This is a genomic window from bacterium (assembly GCA_035945995.1).
GTDB lineage: Bacteria > Sysuimicrobiota > Sysuimicrobiia > Sysuimicrobiales > Segetimicrobiaceae > DASSJF01.
Genome location: DASYZR010000017.1, coordinates 1 through 4,081, shown reverse-complemented (window position 1 = coordinate 4,081; position 4,081 = coordinate 1). Strand labels below are relative to the sequence as shown.

Here is a 4,081-nt window from a genome sequence, read left to right as displayed (position 1 = left end):
GCAGCCGGGGTCGCCGGGAGCGGCGCCGGCTACCGCGGCGAGAGGATCGCCGCGCCGTCCCGCGGCCGGCCCCGCGCTCGAGGTGATCCCGCTCGGGGGCCTCGGTGAGATCGGCAAGAACTGCACCGTTGTGCGCGTCGGGCGAGACTGCCTCATCATCGACGCCGGCCTGATGTTCCCCGAGGAAGAAGACCTCGGCATCGACTACGTGATCCCCGACTACCGCGCGCTCGAACAGGCCGGCACGATTCACGGCGTCGTGCTGACGCACGGGCACGAGGATCACGTCGGAAGTCTTCCGTATCTCCTCCGCGCGGCGCCCCCGGTAGGGGGCGGGCCGGTGCCCGTGTACGGCATGCCCCTGACGCTCGGTCTGGCCCGCCGCCGGGTGGAAGAGACGGCCGACGCGCCGGCCATGCACGCGGTCGCCTGCGAGACGCGCCGGCCGTTCGCGGTGGGACCGTTTGAGGTGGAGCTCGTCCATGTCAACCACAGCATCCCGCAGGCGTGCGCCGTCGTCGTCCGGACGCCGGCGGGGACCCTCGTCTGCACGGCCGACTTCAAGTTCGACCAGACGCCGATCGGCGAACGCCCGACTGATTTCTCCCGCCTCGCCGAAATCGGCGAAGCCGGCGTGCGGCTGTTATTGATGGACTCGACCAACGTGGAGCGTCCCGGGTTCGCGCCGTCGGAGCGCGTGGTCGGCTCCGCGCTGGATGAGATCGTCGCGAGGGCGCCCGGCCGGGTGCTCGTCACGACGTTCGCCAGCAACGTCCACCGGCTCCAGCAGGCGTTCGACACCGCCGCCCGGCACGAGCGGAAGGTGGCGGTGGTCGGCCGCAGCATGGTCGATACGGTCCAGATCGCGTCCGATCTCGGCGTTCTGCGGATCCCCCGCGGCACCATGGTGCCGGTCGATCACCTCAAGACGCTTAGGGACGCCCACGTGCTCATTCTCACGACGGGGAGCCAGGGCGAGCCCATGTCCGCGCTGACCCGGATGGCCGTCGGACAGCACCGCGCCGTCGTGATCAAGGCCGGGGATACGGTGATTCTGGCGGCCACGCCGATCCCCGGCAACGAGAGCATGGTCTCCCGGACCATCAATGAGCTCTACCGCCAGGGCGCCGAAGTCGTGCACGGCGGACCCGTCCACGCGTCGGGACACGCCTGTCAAGAGGAACTGAAGCTGATGTTGACCCTCCTCCGGCCCCGGTGTTTTCTGCCGGTCCACGGCGAATACCGGCACCTGGTCCTCAACCGGCGCCTCGGCGCGTCCGTCGGCATACCGGAGGAACGCAGCCTGGTAGCGGAGAATGGGAGCATCGTCGCCGCCTCGGCGGACCGGCTGGTGCGCACCGGGGCGGTCGATGCCGGGTCCGTGCTGGTGGACGGCCTCGGCGGCATCGCGCCGGTGGTGCTGCGGGATCGCCGTCAATTGGCCAAAGACGGCGTGCTGATTGCGCTGGTCGCGGTCGAGCGGCGGACCGGCGAATTGCTCATGCCGCCGGACATCGTGTCGCGCGGGTTCGTGTACATGCGCGAGTCGGGCGAGTTGATCGAGGCGTGCAAGAAGCAGATCGTGGAGGCGGTCGCCCGCTGCCGGGAGCGCGGTGCCACGGACTGGGCGGCCGTCAGGTCGGCAATCCGGGAGGCCTTGGGACGGTACCTGTTTGAACGGACACGCCGGCAGCCGATGATCCTACCGATGTTAGTGGAAGTGTAGCCACCGCCCATCGGGCATTCGTCGTCGCAGTCGTCGCAGCACGGGAGGCCGCCAGTGCCGAAGCACAAGGCGTCCGGGCAGGTGTATACGAGGGCCGCCGGAGCAGCACTCATCGCGCTGGCGTTCCTGATCGGTGTTAGCCTCTTCCCGCAGCCGACCGCGCCCATTCCCCGGCTCGTCGCCGCCCGCGGCGGCCAGGCCTTTGGCGTTGGAATATGGGCCCTGTCGCCCCTCTGCCTCGCAGTCGGCCTGATCCTGCTGGTGCGGCGAAGCTTTGCCCTGGGCACGCGCGTCTGGAGCCTGCTCGCCGGATATCTCGTGCTGCTGGTGGCCCTGCACCTCCAGTACCCGGCCGGGCGGGAGCTACTGGCCGCGTCCGGCCGGAAGGGCGGGGGATATGTAGGTGCGCTGGCGGCGCTCGCGCTCCGCCGCCTTGCCGGTGAGCCGGGGTTGTGGGTCGCGACCGTCGGCGGCGCCGCGGCGGTGATCGTGCTGTTGTGGGGACTGTCGCTCGAAGATCTGGCGCAGACCGGGCTCGGGGTGTTCGTTGTCGCGGGGCGGACGGCGGCGGCGGTCGCGAGAGCCGTCGCGGGGTGGCTTGGGGCGGCCGTCGTATGGCTCGGCCGTGCCGTGGTCTGGACTGCCGTCGCGCTGCTCGTCGCGCTCAGGGAGACCGGCCGGCTCCTCCGGCGGGCCGCCGCGGCCGGCCTGCCGGTCGCCCAGCGGGGAGGGTGGCGGGCCGCGGCCGGCGCGGTGGACGGGCTGCGGCGGCTTCGCGATCACGCCTCGGCGCTTGTGCGATCGCGCCCGCCGTCTCCGTTGATCCCCGCCCCGGTGGGGGGGAGCGAGTCGCGTTCGCCGGAAATGGCCGGCGCCGCGCGCGACGCGGCGTCCCCGACCGCGGCTGTCGCGCCGCCGGCCGTTGAAACCGGCGTTGACGGCCGCTTCGCCGGGGAGGAAATGCCCGGCGACGAAGTGACGCTGGAGCTTCGTGAGGCGGCGGGCAAGATGGACGCCCTCGGCGAGGCGGCCGCCGGCGGCGAACCGGACGATCGTGGGGAACCGCCCGCCGCCGACCTGCCCCCGCAAGGGGGAGAGCCGCCGGCCTCGCTCAAGCGGCCTCGGCGCCGCCGATCGAGCGTGGCGCAGGAGGCGCTGCCGTTTCCCGTCGAGCCCCGCCGACCGTACGTGGTTCCGGATGTCTCGCTGCTCGATGCGTTTGCGGCCAAGGCGAAGGCGGGCAAGGTCGATCCCGAAGAAGTCGCCCGCAGCCTCGAGCGCACGCTGGCGAGTTTCGGCGTGGAGGCCAAAGTCGTCCGGTGGGAGACCGGCCCGGTCGTGACGCGGTACGAGCTGCAGCCGGCACCCGGGGTCAAGGTCCAGAAGATCACCAGCCTCCAGAACGACATCGCGCTGTCGCTCGCGGCGAGCAGTGTCCGGCTGGAAGCCCCGATCCCGGGCAAGTCCGCGATCGGCGTCGAACTGCCCAACGAACGGCCGAGTCTCGTGCACCTCCGCGAAATCCTGGCCGCCGACGAGTTCACGCGCGCCTCCTCACCCCTCGCCGTCGCCGTCGGGAAGGGCATCGCGGGCACGCCGATCGTCGCCGATCTCGTGCAGATGCCCCACCTGCTGATCGCCGGAGCCACCGGCGCGGGCAAGAGCGTCGCGCTGAACGCGATGATCGCGAGCATTCTCTTCCGCTCGACGCCGGAGCAGGCGCGGTTTTTGATGATCGATCCGAAGCGGGTCGAACTCACCAACTACAACGGCATTCCCCATCTCTTGAGTCCGGTGGTCACCGGGCCGCGCGAGGCGGCGGCCAAGCTGCGGTGGGCGATTCAGGAAATGGAAAGCCGCTACGAGATGTTCGCCGCCGACGGCGTCCGGAACATCCAGGCCTTCAACGCCGGCCATCCCGATCGTCCGCTGGCGTACATCCTGATCATCATCGACGAACTGGCCGATCTCATGATGGTGGCGCCGGCCGATTTCGAAGAGATCATCTGCCGGCTCGCGCAGATGACCCGCGCGACCGGCATCCATCTCCTGGTCGCGACGCAGCGGCCCTCCGTCGACGTGATCACGGGGCTGATCAAGGCGAACATTCCATCGCGCATCGCGTTTTCGGTCTCGTCCCAGGTCGACAGCCGCACGATTCTCGATCACCCCGGCGCCGAGAAACTCCTCGGCCGGGGGGACATGCTGTTTTCCCCGCTCGGCGCGACCCGGCCCACCCGTGTTCAGGGCGCGTTCATCGGCGACGCCGAGACCGAGCGCCTGGTGCAGTTTTGGAGAACGCAGGGGGAACCCGCGTACGTCGATGCGCTGGTGCAGGCAACGGCCGGCGCGTCG

The 4,081-nt window shown here is 70.5% G+C and carries 2 protein-coding genes; both read left to right on the top strand.

The genetic code is table 11. The annotated features are described in order from the left end of the window. Positions 1-82: 82 nt before the first annotated feature. Positions 83-1,726: a ribonuclease J gene (locus tag VGZ23_01430; protein ID HEV2356266.1), complete on the top strand. Its 1,644-nt coding sequence runs from the start codon at positions 83-85 to the stop codon at positions 1,724-1,726. A gap of 54 nt (positions 1,727-1,780) precedes the next feature. Continuing rightward, the coding region (locus VGZ23_01425) for a DNA translocase FtsK (protein HEV2356265.1) at positions 1,781-4,081 on the top strand (2,301 nt) is incomplete at its 3' end.